This is a genomic window from Actinocorallia populi (assembly GCF_002995495.1).
Taxonomy (GTDB): Bacteria; Actinomycetota; Actinomycetes; order Streptosporangiales; family Streptosporangiaceae; genus Actinocorallia; species Actinocorallia populi.
Genome location: NZ_PVZV01000003.1, coordinates 571,469 through 588,111, shown reverse-complemented (window position 1 = coordinate 588,111; position 16,643 = coordinate 571,469). Strand labels below are relative to the sequence as shown.

Below are 16,643 nucleotides of genomic sequence, written 5' to 3'. Positions count from 1 at the left end.
TCCATCAGGTTACAAGTACACACCGGCACCACCGGGTTGACCCGGGGCCGGTCAGTAGTCGGGGCCGCTGTCGGAGCAGTGCGCGGCGGAGGGGAGCGTTCCTCCGGTCAGATAGTCGTCCACGGCGCGGTTCACGCAGGAACCGCGCCCGTAGACCCCGTGCCCCACCGCCTCGTTGACGAGGAGGAACGCGCCGGTGAACCGTTTTGTCACTGCTTCTGCCCATTTCAGGGGAGTGCGTGGATCGCGGGTGTTGTTGAGCAGCAAAATCGGTGCGATATCGCGTGATTCGATGGCTTTCTGGGGTATTGATATGGGTTTCCAGTACGAGCACGCGATGGTCGTGTTGACGTCGGCGAAGACCGGCGAACTCCCCGCCATCCGGGCGATCTGCCGGTCCGTGGACCGCTTCCGGCGGATGTCCTCGGGGGTCTCCAGACAGGTGACCGCCATCCAGGCCGGGATGCTGGAGTCGTAGATCCCGCGCGGGGAGCGTCCCCGCGCGGCGTCGGCGAGCCGCCGGAACGTCCGGCCCTCGCCCCGCGCCGCCTCGGCGAAGGCGCGGCGGCCCTGGCTCCACAGCCGGGGCTCCATCGCCAGCAGGACGGACGCCGTGTGGACGTCGGTGTCGCTCACCTTCCGGCCGTCCGGGCTGCGCAGAGGGCGTTCGTCGGTCCGGCCGAGCAGCCTCCACACGGCCGCGCGCGCCTCCTGGCGGGTGCGGCCCAGCGCGCACCCGTGCCGGACGCAGCTGTCGAGGAACAGGTCGAACTCCTCGTCCAGGGCGCGGAGCTGCCTCTCCTGCACCTCGCCCGCCCAGTACGCCGAGTCGATCACCGAGTCGAGCACCATCCGGCGGACCCTGCCGGGGAAGAGCCCCGCGTAGACCTGGCCGAGCTGCGTCCCGTAGGAGGTCCCGTAGTAGTTCAGCCGGTCGTCGCCCAGCACGGCGCGCAGGACGTCGAGGTCGCGGGCCACGTTCTCGGTGCCCATGTGCGGCAGGATCCAGCCCGCCTTGTCCTGGCACTCCTCGGCGTAGCGGCGCGACATCGTGCGCAGGCGCCGCCGCTCCGCCCGGGTGTCGGGGGTGGAGTCGGTGGCGTGGTAGCGGTCGAGCTGGTCGTCGTCCAGGCACCGGATGCCGTTGCTCCGGCCCACTCCGCGCGGGTCGAAGCCCACGATGTCGTAGCGCTCCCGCACCCCGGGGGTGAAGGAGCCGCGCGCGGAGTGCGCGGCCTTCACGCCGGAGACGCCCGGACCGCCGGGGTTGACCAGCAGCGAACCGAGCCGGGAGCCGGAGGCCTTCAGCCGGGCCACCGCGATCTGCAGCGTCCTGGCCTCCGGGTCCAGGTAGTCCAGCGGAACCTCGACGTCGGCGCAACGGAGGTCCCGGTGCTCCTCGCACGCCCGCCACCGCGGTTTCTGCTGGTAGAAGCGCTCGAGCGCGGCCTCGTCGACGGTGGGGGACGGTTCGGGCAGCGCGGGCGCGGGCCGGGACTGGCAGGCCGCGGTGCCGAGCAGGACGAGCAGGGCCAGCGCCGGGAGCAGGCGGTTCAACGGTGTCTCGCGGCGCGGCAGGCGGCGGTCCCGGCACCCCCGGCGCCGGCGCTGACCAGGCCCATCCGCAGCGCGGTCATGACCGCCTGGGTGCGGTTGGTGACGCCGAGCTTGTCGTAGATGCGGGCGGTGTAGGTCTTGGCGGTGTGCGGGCTGAGGTTCATGTAGTGGCCGATCTCGGCGATCGGCAGGCCCTGCATGAGCAGGTGCAGCGTCTCCCGCTCCCGCGGGGTGAGCAGTTCGCGGTCCCTGCGCCGGCGTTCCAGCGCCTCGACCAGCCCGTCCGCGGTGAACGAGCCGGGTGCGACGGCCGCGTGGCGGATCGCCGCGACCATCTGCGCGACCGGGGCCGAGGCGGTGACGAACGCGCTGGCGCCCGCCTCCATCGCCTGGAACAGCGTGTCCTCGGCCTCGGAGTCGCCGAGCACGACCACGCCGAGCCGCTCGGCGCCGCGCAGCCGCCGGGTCAGCTCGAGCCCGTTCCCGCCGGACAGCGAGACCGCGGTGACCAGGACGTCCGGCCGGTCGGCCTCCACCCGGTCCAGCGCCTCCGCGGCCGACTCCGCGGTGGCGGCGAGTTCCAGGTCGGGCTGCTCGCCGATCAGCCGGGCGAGGCCGAGCCGGCACAACGCGTGGTCGTCGGCCACCACGACACGCACCATCACTGCGGACCTCCCAGGGGTCGGGGCCCATTCTCCGACAAAAGACGCTCAACGCAAGCCACGGGTTTACCTGACACCACTCAGAACAGTCCGGTCATCGGTAGTTGTGAACTGTCGCTAAAGTGATATGGCGCCAGAAGATCATGATCTTTGGCCGATGTCTCTGACAGGTCTCCTTTCGGGTGACATGTCATCCGTTCGGGTGATGGCATAAGACCGAAAGGTGTCTTTCCCCAAAGCCGGACAGTCTCCAAGCTGGGCCTTTGTCGGAGTCCGGGTGGCGACAACGCCCGGGCGGCTTCCGGAAGGAACCCCGAGAATGATCAATCAGGCAGTGATCCTGCTGCAGACGGGCTGTCGCACGCTCCTGGAACGGTGCGACGCGGCCTCGCGCGACCGGGGGGCGACCGCGGTCGAGTACGCGCTCATCGTCTCCCTCATCGCGGTCGCGATCGTCGCGATCGTCGCCACGCTGGGCGAGACCATCGTGGGCATCTTCACGGACGCCAACACCCAGATCAACGACCCGCAGCCGATCGAGGGCGAGGGCGCCGGCTGATCGTGGCACCGTCCGGAGCGAGGGACCGCCGGGGCGACCGGGGCGCCACGGCGGTCGAATACGCCCTGCTGTGCGCGCTCCTGGTGGTCGCCGCCATCGGCGCGGCCAGGGCGCTGGGCGACGGCCTGGACGGGCTCGTCGACCGCAGGGCCGGCCAGGTGAGCGCCGAGGCGACACCGCCGTGACCCAGGCCATCGCAACGATCCCGGCAGGAGGTGAACGTGCGTCCCCCCGAACGTGAGGCCGGAGCCGCCGCGGTGGAGTTCGCGCTGGTCCTGCCGGTGCTGCTGGTCGTCGTCTTCGGCATGATCGACACCGGCCTCTGGCTCAACCAGAAGATCACCGCGACGAACGCGGCGCGCCAGGGCCTGCGCACCTACCTGCTGAGCGAGGGCAACCCCGCCGCGCGTGCGGCGGCCGGGCGCGAGGTCATCGGCCGGCTGCTGGAGCGGGACCTGCCGCCCGGCGCGGTGCGCTTCAGGCCGTGCGCGCCCGTGGACGGCGGCGGGGTGAGCACCGCGGCGGTGGACCTGGGCTACGAGTCCGAGGCGGCCGTGGGCTTCATCCCCGGCTGGGACTCACTGCACATCGGAGGGCGGGCGGAAGCGCCATGCGAGGACTGATGGACCGGCTGCGCGGTGACCGCGGCTCGATGGCCCCGCTGGTCGCCGTCCTGCTCACCGGCGGCATCCTGGTCGGCGCGGCGGCCGTCGTCGTCGACGTCGGGCGGATCTACGCCGAGCGGGAGGAACTGCAGAGCGGCGCCGACGCCGCCGCGCTCGCCGCCGTCACCGCCTGCGCCCGGCAGGCGGGCACCCAGCCGTGCACGCCCGAACTGCTGCTGGCGGCCGCCCGGCCGGTCGCCGAGCGCAACGCCTCCGACGGGGCGGTGGACCTCCTGCCGATGTGCGGGAGGCAGCGCGGCGCCGCCCTGCTCGGAGACTGCCTGCCCGCGCCGGCGAACCTGTCGGGCTGCGTGGGGGACCGGCCCGCCGAAGGCGACTACCTGGAGATCCAGGCCAGCACCCGGCAGGACGACGGCTCGCGGCTGCTGCCCGCGGTCTTCTCCCGCGCCGTGGCGGGGGAACCGGACGGCACCACGGTCGCCGCCTGCGCCCGGGTGGCCTGGGGCGCGGCGCTGCGCGTGCCCGAGGCGTTCAAGATGATGGTCTCGGAGTGCGCCTGGAACACGCTCACCGACAACGGCGCCAGGGTGGCCGCCAAACCCACTCAGTTCCCTTGGAACCCTCCAGAGGAGGACGAGGTCACCCTCTCCCAGCAGGTCCCCGGCTGCGGCGACGACAACCTCGGCTTCTTCATCGGCCCCCAGTGGGTCACCTGCATCGACGAGATGGAGGCCGGCCGCGACTACTACGGCTTCGACCTGGGGAAGCTGGGCGGGGTGATCACGGCGGGGCTGCTGGCCACGGGCTGCCAGCTCCTGGTCGCCGTGGACGACCTCTTCGCGTTCCTGCGCGGGCTGGTCCTCGGGACGACACCCGAACCGCGCATCGTCTACGTCCCCGTCTACGACGGCTCGGAACCGGCCCTGCTGATGTTCGAGCGCTACCACACGGTGGGCCTCGCGCCCTTCGTCATCACCGGGGTGAACCTCACCCTCCTCGGCTTCGGCTTCCGGTACCCGCCCCTGGGCCAGGGGCCGATGCCCTGCACCCCCTCCCCCTGCCTGACCGGGCACTTCGTCAAGGACACGGTCCAGGGCCCGTTCGGCGGGCAGGGGAACTACGGCCTGAGCGGCCTCAAGCTGGCAGGCTGACGAACGGATGAAGGTCGCATGAACCGTCGGCTCCTCTCCATCATCGCCGCGCTGGTGCTGGCGGGCGCGGGAACCCTGGCCGTGCTGGCCTACGCGCGCGCCGCCGACGACCGGGCGGCCGAACGCAGCCGCCCGGTGAGCGTGCTGGTCGCCGCCCGCGCCATCCCCGCCGGGACCGCGGTGTCCGGGCTGCAGAACGGCGGTTACCTGCGGCTGCGCAACTACCCGGCCGGGGCCGTCCCCGACGACGCGCTCTCGCGGCTCACCGAGGAGCACCGGGGGCTGGTGGTCAACACCGCGGTCGGCGAGGGCGCGCTGATCACCCGGTCGCTGATGGAGGAGAAGGAGGCCAGCCAGGCCTTCGCCGTCCCCGAGGGCAGGATCGCGCTCACCGTCGAGATGGGCGAGCCGCAGCGGGTCGCCGGCTACGCCAAGGCCGGCAGCCGCGTGGTCATCTTCATCTCGCTGCGGCAGGTCAAGGCCCGCGGCGGCGCCGAGAGCGCCGAGCAGCGCGTCCGCATCCTCATGTCCGACGTGCCGGTGCTGGCGGTCGGCCCGGCCAGCACCGACGGCACCGAGCAGAATCCCAAGGGCGACCGGTCGCTGGTCACCCTCGCGGTGACCCAGGAGCAGGCCGAGCGGCTGATCCTCGGCGCCACCCAGGGCACCGGGGAGGGCGAGGGCAACGCCCTGTACATGGGCCTGCAGACCGAGACCTCGGAGCTCGACGTCAAGAGCCCCGGCATCAGCAACTTCACCATCGTCAAGTGAAGCGGAGGAGGCATGCCGGTCATCTGTGAACCCGACGATTCCGCGGCGCGGCGGCTGGCCGCGGGTTTCCGCGAGCACGCCCACGTCGTGCGCGCCCTGCGGGCCGTGGACGAGCGGCTGGCCGCCGACCGCGAGGAGCTGGTCGTGGTCATCGGCCCGAACGTCGAACTGGCCGGCGCGATCGCCTTCGCCGCCGCCCGCCGCGCCGACCGCCCCGAGGTCGGGGTGGTGCTGGTGCGCGACCGGGTGGACGTCGGCGTCATGGCCGAGGCGATGCGGGCCGGTGTCCGCGAGGTGGTGCCCGACCGCGACTTCCAGGCGCTGATGGACGCCTGCCGCCGCTGCTGGGAGGTCTCCCGCGGCATCCAGCGGACGGGCCGCCCCGAGGCGCCGCCGTCCCCGGGCCGCGACGGCAGGATCGTCGTCATGTTCGCGGCCAAGGGCGGCTGCGGCAAGACCGTCCTGGCCACCAACCTGGGCGTGGCGCTGGCCGGGCGCGACGGCCTCGAGGTGTGCCTGGTCGACCTGGACCTGGCGTTCGGCGACGTGGCGATCACGTTGCGGCTGAGCCCGCAGCGCACGATCGTGCACGCGGTGCCGATGGCCGGGCGGATGGACGAGACGGGCGTGCAGTCGCTGCTGGTGCGGCACGAGTCGGGGCTGGCGACGGTGCTGGCCCCGGTCTCGCCGGGGGAGTCCGAGCAGATCTCCGGGCCGCTGGTGACCGAGCTGCTCGGCATGCTCAAACGCAGCTTCGACATCGTCGTCGTCGACACCCCGTCCCAGCTCAGCGAGCACGTGCTGGCCGCGATGGACGTCGCCGACCGGCACCTGCTGCCGGTCGTCCCCGAGGTGACCGCGCTCAAGGGCCTGCGGGTCACCCTGGACATGCTCGACCTGCTGGGCTACCCGCCGGGGGCGCGTTCGTTCCTGCTCAACCGCGCCGACATCAAGGCGGGGCTCTCCGTCGCCGACATCGAGAAGGTCATCGGCGCCCGCGCGACCGTGCTCCTGCCCCACAGCCAGGACGTGCCCGCCTCGGTCAACCGCGGCGTCCCCCTGGTGCAGCAGGACCCCGGCCACGCCTTCAGCCAGGCCGTCGGCCGGGTGGCGCTGGCCGTCACCGAGGGGAACGAGGCGGTGCGCGACCCGGCCGGGCGCGGGTTCTTCCGGCGCTCCAGGGCGAGCCGCGGATGAGCACGCTGGGGGAGCGGCTGGCCCGCCTCAACGCCGCGATCAAGGAGGGCGCCGAGCAGGCGGCGCCCCAGCCGGGGGCGGCGCTGGCGGTCTCCCCGCCGGGCCGCACGGGCCGCAGGTCGGGCCGCCCCGTGGACCCGTTCGCCGGGCTCAAGCGCCGGGTGCACCAGTCCCTGGTGGAGGCGCTCGGGCCCAAGCTGTACGACGCCCACCTCAGCCAGGGCGAGCTGGAGCAGCGGGTGCGCGTCACGCTGCAGGAGGTCATCGAGCAGGAGCAGACTCCGCTGACCCTGCTGGACCGCGGCCGGGTGCAGCAGGAGGTGCTCGACGAGATCCTCGGGCTCGGCCCGCTGGAGCCCTACCTCAACGACCCCGAGGTCTCGGAGATCATGGTCAACGGTCCCGGCCAGATCTACGTGGAGCGCGGCGGCAGGCTGCACCTGGCCGAGGGCGCGTTCGCCGGGGAGGGCAGCCTGCGCCGGGTGATCGAGAAGATCGTCTCCCGGGTGGGGCGGCGCATCGACGAGTCGAGCCCGATGGTCGACGCCCGGCTGCCCGACGGCAGCCGGGTCAACGCCGTGGTGCCGCCGGTGGCCGTCGACGGCTCGCTGCTGACCATCCGCAAGTTCTCCAGCGACCCGCTGACCGTGCACGACCTCGTCGGCTTCGGGACGCTGACCCCGCAGGTCGCCGAGCTGCTCGCCGCGTGCGTGCGGGCCCGGCTCAACATCGTCATCAGCGGCGGGACGGGCTCGGGCAAGACGACCACGCTGAACACGATGTCGTCGTTCATCCCCGCCGACGAGCGCATCGTGACCATCGAGGACGCCGCCGAGCTCCAGCTCCGCCAGGAGCACGTGCTCAGGATGGAGGCGCGCCCTGCCAACGTCGAGGGCCGCGGCGAGGTCACCATCCGCGACCTGGTGCGCAACTGCCTGCGGATGCGGCCCGACCGCATCGTCATCGGCGAGGTCCGCGACGGCGCCGCGCTCGACATGCTCCAGGCGATGAACACCGGCCACGACGGCTCGCTCACCACCGTCCACGCCAACGCCCCGCGCGACGTGCTCTCCCGGCTGGAGACGATGGTGCTGATGTCGGGCATGGAGCTGCCGGTCCGCGCGGTGCGCGAGCAGATGGCCTCGGCGATCGACCTCATCGTGCACCAGGCGCGGCTGAAGGACGGCACCCGCCGCATCACCCACGTGACCGAGGTGTCGGGGATGGAGGGCGACATCATCACCCTGCAGGACCTGTTCCTGTTCGACATGCGCGCCGGGGTCGACCAGTCCGGCCGGTTCCAGGGCACGCTGCGCTCCACCGGGCTGCGGCCGCGCTTCCTGAGCAAGCTGAGCGACCTGGGCATCGCCCTGTCCCACGAGACCTTCGGCCACGAGCAGGCGCCGTGGTGAGCCGGGTGGGCGCGGTGCTCCTCGCGGTGCTCCTGGCATGCCCGGCGTTGGGGGCGCGGCCCGCGGCGGCGGCGCCGGAGCGCACCGTGGTGATCGTGCTGGACGACGGGCCCGCGATGACGAAGGCGGGGCTCGGCGCCGCCCGCCGGGGCGTGGCGGGGCTGGTGGCCGCGCTGCCTCCGGACGTCGCGGTCGGGCTGGCGCTGCCGGGGGCGTCCCTGGCACCCGCGACGGACCGGGCGCCCCTGCTGGCGGCGGTCGAGAAGGCCGGGCTGCGCGGGCAGGGACGGGTGCTCGACGCGGTCGCCGGCGGGCTGGCGGCCCTTCCTCCGGACGGGGAGCGGCGGCTGGTGGTCGTCACGGCGGGCCGTGACACCGCGAGCCGGACGGATCCGGCGCGGATGGCGCGGGACGTGGCGCTCAAGGGCGTCGCGGTGGAGCTGTTCGGGGTGGGCGCGTCCGCCGCGAAGTCACCGGTGGTCCGGCGGCTGGCGGCGTCGCCCGGCAGCCGCGTCAGGACGGCCTCGAACGCCGCGCGGCTGGCCTCCCAGATGGCGGAGGCGGGCCGCGACCTGTTCGGGGCGGCTCCGCCCGGGGCGAGGCCCGCGGCCGGTCCCACCGCGGCCTCCGCGGAGCCGGCCGAGCCGCCCGCCGAGCCGTCCGAGGCCGCGCCGGCCGGCGGAGGGACGGGCCCGTCCCTCGGCGCGCTGCTCGGCCTGTGCTTCGTGGTCATCCTGGTCGCGGTCTACCTGCTCGGCGAGGCCTTCTTCGCGCCGCGCTCGGATGTCTCCCACCGGATCGAGGAGTACCGTCCGCGCGCGGGCGGCGGGGGCGGGGAGGGGACGGGTGGCGGCCGGGGCCGCGGTCCCGGCGGCGTCCTCGACGGGCTGCTGGCGCTCAGCGGCCGGCTGGTGCGGGCCAGCGGCCGGACCGAGAAGATCGCGGCCCGGCTGGACGAGGCGGGCTGGTCCCTGGCCCCGCACGAGTGGGGGCTGCTGCGGGGCGTCGCCTGCCTGCTGGCGGTCGTCGGCCTGTGGTCGTTCACCGACAACCTCCCGGTCGCGCTGCTCCTGGGCCTGGCGCTGCCGCTGGGCATCGCCAAGGGGGTGCTGGCGAAGGCGCGCGACCGCAGGGTGCAGGCCTTCGCCGACCAGCTCCCCGACGCGCTGGCGATGATCGCGGGCAGCCTGCGCTCGGGGTTCACCGTGTCGCAGTCGCTGGAGCGCCTCGGCTCCCAGGAGGTGCAGCCGCTGGGCGTCGAGATGGCCCGCGCCCTGGCGCAGACGAAGATCGGCGTCTCCGTCGAGGACGCGCTCGACCAGGCCGCCGACCGCATGGACTGCCCCGACCTGCGCTGGGTGGTGATGACGATCCGGATCCAGCGGGAGGTCGGCGGCAACCTCGCGGACGTCATCGAGACCACGATGGAGACGATGCGCGAGCGCACCCGGCTGCGCCGCCACATCCGGGCGCTGTCGGCCGAGGGCAGGATGTCGGCGCAGGTGCTCATCGCGCTGCCGATCCTGCTCGCCGTCGGGCTGCTGCTCTTTCGGCCCGACTACCTGGCGCCCATGCTCGAGTCCCCGATGGGAGTGCTGATGCTGGTGTTCGGTGCGGCCTCGGTGGCCGTCGGCTGGTTCTGGATCAGCCGCATGATCAAGATCGAGGCCTGACATGGGCGAGGGCGTGCTCTACGGCGGGCTGGCCGGGGTGTTCCTCGGCCTCGTGCTGCTGGTGACGGCCCTGGTCCCGGGCAGGCGGGACGAGGAGAAGGGCGTGTCGGGCGCGGTCCGCGCGATCGAGCGCGACTACGCCGGCCGGGGGCGGGCCCCGGCGGGGGCGGGCGGCGAGTCCTCGCTGATGCGGCGGTTCCGCGCGCTGGCGCTGCGGCTGTCCCCGGCGGGGGTGGCCGGGCGGATGCAGGAGCGGCTGGACCGCGCGGGCAACCCCGGCGGCTGGACGCCCGAGCGCCTGCTGTCGTTCAAGGGCTGCGGGCTGGTCGCCGGGGCGGCGGTCGGCCTGCTGCTGATGCTCCGCACCCCCGGCTACGGGCCGCTGCTGGTGCTGTCCCTGGGCGCCGGCGGCTTCTTCCTGCCCGACGTGCTGCTGTACAACGAGGGCCTGAAGCGGCAGGAGAGCATCGGCCGCACCCTGCCCGACATCCTCGACCTGCTGGTGGTCAGCGTGGAGAGCGGGCTGGGCTTCGACGCGGCGCTGGCCCGGGTGGGCCAGAACACCACCGGGCCGCTCGCCTCCGAACTGGTCCGGGTGATGCAGGAGGTGCAGATCGGCAAGTCCCGCGAGGAGGCGCTGCGGGCCATGTCGCACCGCTCGTCGGTGCCGGAGCTGCGCACGTTCGTCGGCGCGCTGGTGCAGGCCTCGGACCTGGGCATCCCGATCGGCAAGGTGCTGCGCGAGCAGGCCGGCGAGATGCGGACGAAGCGGCGGCAGCGGGCCGAGGAGCGGGCGCAGAAACTGGCGGTGAAGATCACCGTCCCGGTGGTCTTCTGCCTGTTCCCGGCGATCTTCCTGGTGCTGCTGGGCCCGGGGATCATCGCCTACCTGTCCGGCTCGGGCCTGCGGTGAACGCGGGGTCGCGGCGGGATCACGGATGGATCACCGGCGGTGCATTCCCTACCGTTCCGGGCGAATGAAATGTTTAATCTTGAAATTGTCATCGTGGAAGGTGATCGAAGGGGTCCGATGGGTTTCCGGCTGACCGTGGTCGACGGCCGCACGCTCTGCCGTCACGGGCTGGCCGGGGTGGTCGAGCACCACCCCGACCTCGAACTCGTCGGCGAGGCGTCCTCCCTCGCCGAGGGCCGCGCCCAGGTCGCGGCGCACCGGCCGGACGCCGTGGTGCTGGCCGCCGCGCTGCCCGACGGCGACGGGCTCGCGCTGTGCCGGGAGATCCGCGAGCGCCACCCCGGGACCGGCGTGGTGGTGATGGCCTCCTCGGACGGCGACGCGCCGCTGTTCCGCGCCATGGACGCCAAGGCCAGCGCGCACGTCCCCCGCTCGGCCGGGCTGCCCGAGCTGTTGTCGGCCATCCGGCACGCCGCCGTCGCCCCCGCCTCCTTCACCGCCAGCGGCCTGGCCGGCGTGCTGGCCCGGCGCGGCGAGCGCGAGCAGCTGCTCAGCCCGCGCGAGCTGCAGACGCTGCAGCTGATGATGCACGGCCTGTCCATCGCCGAGATGGCCCGCCGCATGCACCTGAGCCACTCGACCGCCAAGACCTACACCGCCCGCATCTACGACAAGCTCGGCGCCGCCAACCGGGCGCAGGCGCTGATGGCCGCGCTGCGCCTGGGCCTGGTCGAGGAACCCGCCGGCCCGGTGGCAAGGCCCGCGGGCCGGGACACGACGAGCCGACCCACAAATCCCACGAAGACCAGACCTTTCGCCGTGGACAGCCACCGCGCCGGGTAAACGAACTGCCAATTCGGCACGCCTCCGCCTGGCCTCTTCCTAGCCTGACCGTCGATTCGGCAGAGTCCAGAGAGGTCACGATGACGGACAGCACAGCCCACAGGCGCCACCGGGAACTGGTGCGGCTCTCGTACCTGATCCTCCCCGGAGGGGGTTCCCAGGAGGCACGGCTGGTCCTGGCACGGCGGATCGTCGAGCGCAACCTCCCCCGCCGCCCCCAGGGACCGCAGGCCCACTCCGAGGCCCGGGTCCGGGTCTTCCGCCAGTCGATGCGCCCGCCGCGGCGGTTGCGGCTGCGGGCCGCGGCGCGGCTGCGCAGGGGGGCCCCGCCGGGGAACGCGGCGCTGGCGGCGCTGACGCCGGAGGAGCGGGTGGCCTACGTGCTGAGCAGGGTGGCCGGGATGCGCCGCCACGTGGTGCGCGAGCTGCTGGCCGACCTCGGCGTCCCCGGCAGCCGGGAGCTGCTGGAGCGGATCGACGCCATGGAGGACCTGCGCGTGGTCGCGCCGGCCGCGGCCGTGCGGGTCGGGCGGCGCCGCCGCTCCGGGCTGCCGGTCCTGGCCGCCTGCGCCGCCACCTGCGTGCTGGTCGGCGTCGCGGTGGTCCAGGAGAGCGACGTGCCCGTGGCGGCCGTCCGCAGCCCCGAGCCCTCCGCCGCGGCGCCCGCTGCGACGCCCGCGCCGGCGCCCCGGCCGGACGAGGTGCGCTACTGGCGGGGCCGGATGCCCGGCGGGGCCGGCACCGGCGAGCTGCTGTGCCGGCACGACCCGCTGCCCGGCGGCGGCTTCGACCGGCAGGGCCTGCTGGTGTGGCGCGGGGAGAGCCTCCCGGCCCGCGACTGCGCCGACGGCAGGACCGGCCTGTGGTGGCGTTCGCCCGCCGGGCGCTGGTTCTACCTGGCCGCGGCCGAGCCGGGCACGGAGCTGTCCGTGACGGACGGGCGCCGCAGGGACGGCCTGTGGACGGTGCGCGGCCCCCGCGGCGAACGGGCGCCGGAGCGCGAGATCCCCCTGCTGAAGGGCTGAGCCCGATGTCAGTCCCCACTTACGCGGCATGGCACACTGTCCTCGTCAGCTGACGAGTCGAGGAGGGTGCGCATGGCCGGTCCGCTGTCCGGAGTGCGAGTGGTCGAGCTGGCCGGGATCGGTCCCGGCCCGTTCGCGGGGATGCTGCTGGCCGATCTGGGGGCCGAGGTGATCCGGATCGACAGGCCGGGCGCCGGCCCCGGGGGGCCCGCCCTGGAGAAGGACATGACCAACCGGTCCAAGCGCTCGGTCGCGGTCGACCTCAAGAGCGAGGGTGGCCGCGAGGTGGTCCTGCGCCTGGTCGAGCAGGCCGACGTGCTGATCGAGGGCTTCCGGCCCGGCGTCACCGAGCGCCTGGGGATCGGCCCCGAGCAGTGCCTGGAGCGCAACCCGCGGCTGGTGTACGGGCGGATGACCGGCTGGGGCCAGGAGGGCCCGCTCAGCCACACCGCGGGCCACGACATCGGCTACATCGCCATCACCGGGGCGCTGCACGCCATCGGCCGGGCCGGCGGCCCGCCGCAGGTGCCGCTGAACCTGCTCGGCGACTTCGCCGGCGGCAGCATGTACCTGATCGTCGGCGTGCTGGCCGCGCTGCTGGAGTCCAAGACCAGCGGCAGGGGGCAGGTCGTCGACGCCGCCATCGTGGACGGCACCGCGCACCTGAGCACCTTCATCCACGCCTTCCTGGCCTCGGGGAGCTGGCAGGACCGGCGCGGCGTCAACACCCTCGACACCGGCGCTCCGTTCTACGACGTGTACGAGACCGCCGACGGCAAGCACATGGCCGTCGGCGCGATCGAGCCGCAGTTCTACGCGGTGCTCCTCGAGCGCCTCGGCGTCTCGCCCGAGGACGCGGGCCACTACGACTTCGCCAACTGGGAGCGCAACCGCGCCCTGTTCGCCGAGCGGTTCAAGACGAAGACCCGCGACGAGTGGGCGGAGATCTTCGTGCCGTCCGACGCGTGCGTCGCACCGGTGCTCAGCATGCTCGAGGCCACCGAGCACCCGTGGAACACCGAGCGCGAGGTGTTCGTCGACACCGGCTACGGGGCCAAGCAGCCCGCTCCGGCGCCGCGCTTCTCCCGTACGCCCGGCGAGATCACCGGACCGCCGTCCCTGCCCGGCCGGGACACCCGCGCGGTGCTGACCGACCTGGGCTTCAAGGACGTGGAGGAGCTCCTGGCGTCCGGGGCGGTCGCCGAACGCTGAGCGGGCGGGCGGGGGGACGATCCGCGGGTTTCAGGTGAGCCTCCGGGGAACCGGCTGTATAACTTTGGGCGTCAGACTCCGGAAAGCCCGATAAGGTCCCGGCGTCGCGCTCCTCGGTCTGGAGGCCTCCGTTGTACACTCCCCCGCCCGCCCCCTCCCCGTACCACCCTCCGGCCCCGCCCGCCCCGCGCCGCCGCAGGCCGCTGGTCCTCGCCCTGGTGGCGCTGCTGGCGGGCATCGCGATCGGGGTGGGCGCCGTGGTGCTGGTGCTGGACCCGTGGGGGAAGGCGGGCTCGTGCGGCCCGGACGGCGTGCGGCTCAACGTCGTGTCGTCGCCGGAGAAGTACGGGGTGATGAAGGACCTCGCGGCCGAGTACGGCGGCCGCACCGTCGACGGCGTCTGCGTCGAGGTCGCGGTGGTCTCCAAGTCGTCCGGCGAGGCGATGACCGCGCTGGCCCGCGGCTGGAACCCGGCAGCCGACGGCTCGGCCCAGCCCGACGTGTGGAGCCCGGCGGCCGGCACCTGGGTCGCGCTGCTGCGCCAGCGCCTCCAGGAGGCGGGCAGGACCGGGATCGTGCCCGACGAGACGCCCGGTGTGGCGGTCTCCCCGCTGGTCATCGCGATGCCCCGGCCGATGGCCGAGGCGATGGGCTGGCCGTCGGCGCAGATCGGCTGGGCCGACATCCTCAAGCTCGCCCGCGACCCCAAGGGCTGGGGCCTGTACGGGCACCCCGAATGGGGCAGGTTCAAGCTCGGCAAGACCAACCCGAACTACTCGACGTCCGGGCTGAACGCCACGGCCGGCGCCTACTTCGCCGCCACCGGCGAGAACGACGGGCTCACCGCCGCGGACCTCGACCGCCCCGACGTGCGCTCCTTCGTCCGCGACGTGGAGAGCAGCATCGTCCACTACGGCGACACCACGCTGACGTTCCTGTCCGGCCTGCAGCGCGCGGACGACGCCGGGCAGGCGCTGAACTACGTGTCGGCCGTCGCCGTCGAGGAGATGTCCGTCCGGTACTACAACCAGGGCAACCCGACGGGCGACCCCGCCGCCGAGGGCGAGCACGCGCCGCCCAAGGTGCCGCTGGTGGCGATCTACCCCAAGGAGGGGTCGATCGTCTCCGACCACCCCTACGTCGCGCTCGAGACCATGGAGCCGCGCAAGCGGGCCCTGGCCACCGACTTCCTGCAGTACCTGCGCGGCACCGGCGCCCAGGAGCGGTTCGCCCGCGACGCCTTCCGCGGCTACGCCAACCGGGTGGCCCCCGCCATCACCCGGGAGAACGGGCTGCTGCCCGACCAGCCCGCCAGGATGATCGCCCCGCCCGCGCCCGACGTGCTGGCCAAGGCGCTGGCCGGCTGGGAGTCGCTGCGCAAGCGCTCCAACGTGTTGTGGGTGGTGGACGTCTCCGGCTCGATGAAGGAGCAGGTGCCCGGCACCGGGCGGACCCGCATGGAGCTGGCGAAGGACTCGCTGGCCTCGGCCATGGACCAGTTCATCGGCGTCGACCGGGTCGGCCTGTGGGAGTTCGCGACCCGGCTCGACGGTGAGCGCGACCACCGGGAGCTGGTGCCGATCGGGCCGGTCTCGCAGAACCGCGAACGGCTGAAGGCCAAGGTCGGCGCCCTGCAGCCGGTGTCCGACACCGGGCTGCACGACACCGCCTTGGCCGCTTTCGAGACGGTCCGCGACCAGCGGGTCAACGGAGCCATCAACTCGGTCGTCCTGCTCACCGACGGGGTCAACGACGACCCCGGCTCGATCTCGCTGGAGACCCTGCTCGGCGGGCTGGACAAGGAGAGCGGCGTCCGCCTGTTCACCGTGGGCTTCTCCAGCGGAGCCGACCACGCGGGCCTCAAGCGGATCGCCGAGGCGACGGACGCCCACTCCTACGACGCCAGCGACGCCGCCGACATCGACGAGGTCATCGCGAACGTGACCGCGAACTTCTAACGGCCGTACGACCGGTGGTCCCGCCGGTCGTCGTGGTGGCCGCGGACCACGTCCAGCGGCGACCAGCGCACCGGGTTCCACTGCTGGTAGTGGCCGTGGTGGCCGTGGTCACGGTCGTCGTGGTCGCGGCCTTCGTGGTGGTCGCGCCCGTGCTCGTGGTGGCCGCGGCCCTCGTGGTGCTCACGGCCCTCGTGGTGCTCCCGGCCGTGCTCGTGGTGGCCACGGGCCTCGTGGTGGTGGTCGCGTCCGTGCTGGTGGTGGCCGCGGTGCTCGTGGGCGTGGTGCTCCGCCTTCGGCTCGGGCGAGGCGGGTGCCTTCTTGTCGGTCCTGAGGTCGGTCTTCTTGACGGCCTTGGCGACCTTGGCGGTCTTGGCCTTCTTCGTGTGCTCAGAAGCCTTCTTGGTGTGCTTCTCGACCGCCTTCTTCGGCTCCTTGGCCGCCGTGTCCTTGTGGCCGGAGCCGTGGAAGGGGACGGTGGTGCACATGATGGGGTCTCCGGCGTCGCCGCCCTTGTCGGTCGGCCTGCTGTGCACGACGACCGCGTTCGCGGTGCCGGGCGTGATCGCCCAGGGGCGGTCGGTGCGGACATGGGCACGGCCGTGTTCGTCGACGGTGAAGTCGAGCCACAGCTCCCGGTCCCGCAGCGAGCCCTTGCCCTTGCGCTGGTAGTGCGCGCCGGCGTCCGTGGGCCTGGGCCCGCACCGGTCGACGTGCACGTGGGCGCCGAAGGTCCGGCCGTACGCGCTGGGCGGGAAGTTCGACGCCTCCAGGGTCACGCCGGTGGAGCGTTCGGTGGCGTGCACGGTCACCGCGGTCAGTACTTCGGAGTAGCTGTCGTCGTAGATGAACGAGGGCCCGAGGGTCCGCGGTTCGGGCCCGGCGGCAGCGGGGGAGGCGGCCAGGGAGACCACCGCCCCCACGCAGGTCAGAGCCGTGGCCGCGCCGCAGAGTGCTTTCATGTTTCTCGCTCCCGGATGAAGATGATCAGGTGTGCGCTACTGATCTCTCCACCGGGCGGCCATGTCAGCACCCGGATACGTCCATCGATTCCCCAAAGACGAAAGGGCCTCCGGCATCGTCGGCG

The 16,643-nt window shown here is 73.3% G+C and carries 16 protein-coding genes; 13 read left to right on the top strand and 3 right to left on the bottom strand.

Annotated elements, in window-relative coordinates; all coding sequences use genetic code 11:
* Nucleotides 1–51: 51 nt before the first annotated feature.
* Nucleotides 52–1,557 carry an alpha/beta hydrolase gene (locus C2865_RS15785; protein ID WP_157963740.1) on the bottom strand — a complete coding sequence of 502 codons (1,506 nt, stop codon included), beginning with the start codon at nt 1,555–1,557 and terminating at the stop codon, nt 52–54.
* A complete protein-coding gene (locus tag C2865_RS15780; protein ID WP_232835649.1) occupies nt 1,554–2,219 on the bottom strand; it encodes a response regulator transcription factor in 666 nt (221 codons plus the stop codon). Before C2865_RS15780 ends, C2865_RS15785 begins: the two co-directional genes overlap by 4 nt.
* 319 nt (nt 2,220–2,538) lie before the next feature.
* Between C2865_RS15780 and C2865_RS15775 the strand changes: the two genes are divergently transcribed.
* The 13 genes from C2865_RS15775 to C2865_RS15715 all read left to right on the top strand — a co-directional run bounded on the left by C2865_RS15775 (nt 2,539) and on the right by C2865_RS15715 (nt 15,559).
* A complete protein-coding gene (locus C2865_RS15775) occupies nt 2,539–2,778 on the top strand; it encodes a Flp family type IVb pilin (RefSeq protein ID WP_106399194.1) in 240 nt (79 codons plus the stop codon).
* Nucleotides 2,779–2,780: 2 nt separating this feature from the next.
* Nucleotides 2,781–2,963 carry a Flp family type IVb pilin gene (locus tag C2865_RS15770; RefSeq protein ID WP_198653348.1) on the top strand — a complete coding sequence of 61 codons (183 nt, stop codon included), beginning with the start codon at nt 2,781–2,783 and terminating at the stop codon, nt 2,961–2,963.
* A gap of 36 nt (nt 2,964–2,999) precedes the next feature.
* Nucleotides 3,000–3,401 (top strand): TadE family protein, encoded by a 402-nt coding sequence (locus tag C2865_RS15765; protein WP_106399193.1) that lies wholly within the window; start codon nt 3,000–3,002, stop codon nt 3,399–3,401.
* On the top strand, nt 3,389–4,555 hold the full coding sequence (locus C2865_RS15760; protein WP_106399192.1) for a pilus assembly protein TadG-related protein: 1,167 nt from the start codon (nt 3,389–3,391) through the stop codon (nt 4,553–4,555). Before C2865_RS15765 ends, C2865_RS15760 begins: the two co-directional genes overlap by 13 nt.
* An 18-nt stretch (nt 4,556–4,573) precedes the next feature.
* Entirely contained in the window at nt 4,574–5,326 is a 753-nt protein-coding gene (gene cpaB / locus C2865_RS15755) for a Flp pilus assembly protein CpaB (protein WP_106399191.1), read from the top strand.
* Between the two features lie 12 nt (nt 5,327–5,338).
* Nucleotides 5,339–6,523: a CpaE/TadZ family protein gene (locus C2865_RS15750; protein ID WP_106399190.1), complete on the top strand. Its 1,185-nt coding sequence runs from the start codon at nt 5,339–5,341 to the stop codon at nt 6,521–6,523.
* A complete protein-coding gene (locus C2865_RS15745) occupies nt 6,520–7,935 on the top strand; it encodes a TadA family conjugal transfer-associated ATPase (protein ID WP_106399189.1) in 1,416 nt (471 codons plus the stop codon). The genes C2865_RS15750 and C2865_RS15745 overlap by 4 nt, the downstream gene beginning before the upstream one ends.
* Nucleotides 7,929–9,608: a type II secretion system F family protein gene (locus C2865_RS15740; RefSeq protein ID WP_106399188.1), complete on the top strand. Its 1,680-nt coding sequence runs from the start codon at nt 7,929–7,931 to the stop codon at nt 9,606–9,608. The genes C2865_RS15745 and C2865_RS15740 overlap by 7 nt, the downstream gene beginning before the upstream one ends.
* Before the next feature lies 1 nt (nt 9,609).
* Complete coding sequence (locus C2865_RS15735; protein ID WP_106399187.1) at nt 9,610–10,521, top strand: type II secretion system F family protein; 912 nt, start codon at nt 9,610–9,612, stop codon at nt 10,519–10,521.
* Between the two features lie 117 nt (nt 10,522–10,638).
* Entirely contained in the window at nt 10,639–11,364 is a 726-nt protein-coding gene (locus tag C2865_RS15730; RefSeq protein WP_106399186.1) for a response regulator transcription factor, read from the top strand.
* An 80-nt stretch (nt 11,365–11,444) separates the two neighbouring features.
* On the top strand, nt 11,445–12,389 hold the full coding sequence (locus C2865_RS15725; protein WP_106399185.1) for a hypothetical protein: 945 nt from the start codon (nt 11,445–11,447) through the stop codon (nt 12,387–12,389).
* Between the two features lie 72 nt (nt 12,390–12,461).
* Nucleotides 12,462–13,601, top strand: coding sequence for a CaiB/BaiF CoA transferase family protein (locus tag C2865_RS15720; RefSeq protein ID WP_106399184.1), 1,140 nt, complete (start codon nt 12,462–12,464; stop codon nt 13,599–13,601).
* Nucleotides 13,602–13,732: 131 nt separating this feature from the next.
* A complete protein-coding gene (locus tag C2865_RS15715) occupies nt 13,733–15,559 on the top strand; it encodes a substrate-binding and VWA domain-containing protein (RefSeq protein WP_106399183.1) in 1,827 nt (608 codons plus the stop codon).
* Here C2865_RS15715 and C2865_RS15710 read toward each other — a convergent pair.
* Nucleotides 15,556–16,518, bottom strand: a complete 963-nt coding sequence (locus C2865_RS15710) for a superoxide dismutase family protein (protein ID WP_157963739.1) — start codon at nt 16,516–16,518, stop codon at nt 15,556–15,558. The two genes, C2865_RS15715 and C2865_RS15710, sit on opposite strands and share 4 nt — an antisense overlap.
* Nucleotides 16,519–16,643 lie beyond the last annotated feature (125 nt).